General features: G+C 70.6%; 2 protein-coding genes and 2 pseudogenes. All 4 read right to left on the minus strand.

The features are described from left to right. Positions 1 to 296, minus strand: a pseudogene (locus ACFV0Q_RS40100) (lytic transglycosylase domain-containing protein); the annotation flags it as partial. Between the two features lie 478 nt (positions 297 to 774). After that, the gene (locus ACFV0Q_RS40105; protein WP_385012860.1) at positions 775 to 1,575 is read right to left on the minus strand and encodes a class I SAM-dependent methyltransferase; all 801 of its coding nucleotides are present in this window, start codon (positions 1,573 to 1,575) and stop codon (positions 775 to 777) included. Positions 1,576 to 1,778: 203 nt separating this feature from the next. Beyond that, positions 1,779 to 2,663, minus strand: a complete 885-nt coding sequence (locus ACFV0Q_RS40110; RefSeq protein WP_385012862.1) for an aldo/keto reductase — start codon at positions 2,661 to 2,663, stop codon at positions 1,779 to 1,781. A gap of 13 nt (positions 2,664 to 2,676) precedes the next feature. Beyond that, positions 2,677 to 3,270 (minus strand): annotated as a pseudogene (locus ACFV0Q_RS40115) (reductase); the annotation flags it as partial.

Below are 3,270 nucleotides of genomic sequence, written 5' to 3' on the forward strand. Positions count from 1 at the left end.
CAGTCCGAGCCCGCGGAGGCCATCTTCGAGGCCGGCAGGGCCTGGACCAGGCCGTACGCGCCCGAGGCGGAGTTCGTGGCGGTGTGGTTCCAGCCGCTCTCACGGGTCACGATCTTGGAGAAGGCCGCGAACTGCGCCGGGTCCTTGATCATCTGCTGGGCGATCGCCTTGGCACTCATCGGGGCGGCCTGCGCGGGAACCGCGGCCAGCATGGAACCGGCGACACCCAGGGCGACGACGGTACCCGCGAGGGTCTTCTTCGAAGCGGCGATGCGGCGGATGACGGCGTTGGACACGGAGAAGCCTTCCGTAGGGAACAGGACGGCCGCGGGCACGCCGAAGACGTGCGTGAGCCACTCACGCGAAGGAGAGGGGATCGTCGGCGGGGGATCGAGCGGGGGCGAAACACCCCTGCCGCCTTGCGACTCATCCAGTTCTACAGACGCCCCGACGGGCTGACAACGACCCCACCTACTACGAGCCCTCGCAGACGCGGTCCCGCGACCCACGGGCGGACCGGAAGGGGTCCATGCAGGTGAGAGCCGGTCCCAGGAAGCCGAATCGGGCCTTCAGGAGCTACTAGCCCGGTTCGTATGTGACGTGGGCCCTATGGGGCGAGTCACCTCAGGGGCGCCCGCATCTCACCGAATGTCATCGGCTGTACCCACTTTCAACAGGGCGGCAGCCGGCGGTGAGCGGGCCCGCGCCCGGGCTGTCAGGCCACATCACCGCAGGATCACACCACGTACGGCCCAAACAGAGTCGATCGATCGTTCAGCGGCGTCCCCGGACCGCGATCACGGCCAGGGGGAAGGAGACGCGGGCCGGGTCGAGCAACTCCGAGATTCCGGCTTCGACCTCCTCCTCGCTGAGCAGGCCGCGTTCGACCAACGCCGGAGTGAGGGTGATCAGGGACAGCCGCGAGACTTCCGCGACCGGGGCACCCGGTCGGGAGGCAGGAAGTGACGCCTCCGCCATCACCTCCCGGTACCCGAAACGGCTGAGGACGGACGCAGCGCGCGTTCCCCAGTTGCGCTCCATCCCGTACGCATCGGCGAGCATCGACCAAGCCGTCTCGATGCTGCGGCGCAGCGGCGACGTCTCGGGCATCCCGGTGCACGGGAAGTTGACGAGTTCCTCAAGGTGGAGCGTGCCGCCCGGAACGAGCCATCGACGCATCCGCTCGACCACCTGCTCGCGCTGGGGCAGGTGCATGAGGACGAACCTGGCATGGATCAGGTCGAAGGAGTGCTCGGGAAACTCGTCGACGGTCACGTCGTGGTGCACCACGTCGAGGTTGTCCGGTCGGTCGCGAGGCATCAGCCTGACATCGAGTTCGGTTGCGGTGACGTGGCCGCGCGGACACTGGGCAGCCAGCCACGCGGCCGTTGTACCGGTGCCCGCACCGACCTCGAGGCAGCGTCCGTCCTCCGGGAGTCGCAGTGCGGAAAGCCGCTGTTCGGTGTCGGGGTCGAATGCCTCGGTGATGGCCCGCAGCCTGGCCACTTCCAGCGGGTTCGCGTGACCCAGTTCGTCTTCGTAGTGGCCCGTCGAAGGGGATTCGTCCGTGGACATCCTGTCTCCTCGCGGCGTGTGCCAACGTCGGGCCACGGACGCTACGCGCACCCGTCGCGCCGAGCTCGCGCGTGCCCCGTCCAACAGCGCGGGGTCCACCCGCTCGGCTCATCGCCGGGCCCCGGGCCGGGCGCCAGCCTCACCCGCTCTTCGGCGTCGCCCTTCAGCGAGGAACCCCCATCGAACAGCACCCGTCACCCACCTCATTCCGGCAGAGCGTCCTCAAGCCGCGCCAGCTCCTCCGTGCTCAGCTTGAGGTCCGCGGCCCTGGCCGAGTCGGTGATGGAGGCCGGGCGGCTGGCTCCCGGTACCGGGATCACCGCCGGGGAGCGGGCGAGCAGCCAGGCCAGGGCGATCTGTTGCGGGCTGACGCCGCGCTCGGTTGCAATGTGCTGGAAGGCGGTGTCGGCGGAGGTGGGGCCGGAGGGGCCGTCGAGGCTGCTGCGTGAGATGCCACCGAGTGGGCTCCAGGGCAGAAACGCCAGGCCCAGCTGTGTGCTCAGCCGCAGCTCGGGCTCGCCGGCGCGGACGGCAGGCGAGTACTGGTTTTGCACGGAGACGAGTCCGTCGCCGAGGATCGCGTGCGCCTGGCGGATCTGGGCGGTGGTGACGTTGGAGATCCCGGCGGCGCGGATCGTGCCGGCGTCGAGCAGGTCGCGCAGGGCGCCGACGGACTCTGCCCAGGGCACGGCCGGGTCCGGCTTGTGCAGCTGGTACAGGCCGATGGTCTCGACGCCCAGGCGCTTGGCGGAGGCCTCGGCGGCTTGCTTGAGGTGGGCGGGGGTGGCGGTGACGGTCCAGCTGCCGTCGCCGGGGCGGCCGCGGCCGCCCTTGGTGGCGACCAGGACGCCGGAGGTGTCGCCGCCGTAGCGGGCCAGGGCGCGGGCGATCAGGAGTTCGTTGTGGCCCGCCTCGTCGGCGTGCCAGTGGTAGCTGTCGGCGGTGTCGATGAACGTGACGCCGGCGTCGAGGGCGGCGTGGACGGTGGTGATGGCCCGTACCTCGTCCGGGCGGTGCTCGATGGACAGCGGCATGGCGCCGAGGCCGATGGCGCTGACGGGGGTGCCTGCGATGGTGCGGTACCGCATGGTGACGTGATCCTCAGGTGGTGGGTGACGGCTCGGTGGTGAAGGCTTCGGCGACGGTGCCGGGCAGCCAGTCGGTGGTACGGGAGAAGGAGAAACCCAGCTCCCTCGCGCGAGCGTTGCTCATGGCGTAGTGGCGGTCGAAGGAGAACGGCGAAGCCTCCTCGCCCGCCGGGACGGTCCGGTAGACGGGCTCCCGGCCGGCCTGCGTGGCGATGATCGCGGCGAGGCCGTGTACGTCGAGCAGGCCGTCGGAGCAGGCGTTGACCGGACCGGTGAAGTCGGCCGTGGTCGCCCACAGCAGCAGGTCCGCCAGCTCCTCGTAGTGGATGAAGACCGTGGGCAGCGCCTTCGTGTGCACGGTGATCGCCGCGCCGTCGGCGATGCGCTCGGCGTAGTGCGCCAGCCGGCCGGTGAAATCCTGTGCGCCGCCGCCGACCACGTGGGCGCTGCGCACGGAGGCGAACTCGAAGCCGCCGGCGCGGGTGAAGACGGCCTCCGCCTGGCGCTTGCCCTCGGCGTAGTGCGCCTCCAGGTACGCGTCGTCGTGCCAGGGAAGGTCCACGGCCACGGGCCAGGTGGACGGGGCCACGAGCTCCTCCGGCTCCGG

It is taken from the genome of Streptomyces sp. NPDC059564 (assembly GCF_042735575.1).
Classification (GTDB): Bacteria; Actinomycetota; Actinomycetes; order Streptomycetales; family Streptomycetaceae; genus Streptomyces.

Coding starts and splice junctions, on each gene's coding strand:
- ACFV0Q_RS40105 (WP_385012860.1), bottom strand. CDS start 1,575: ATGTCCACGGACGAATCCCCTTCGACGGGCCACTACGAAGACGAACTG.
- ACFV0Q_RS40110 (WP_385012862.1), bottom strand. CDS start 2,663: ATGCGGTACCGCACCATCGCAGGCACCCCCGTCAGCGCCATCGGCCTC.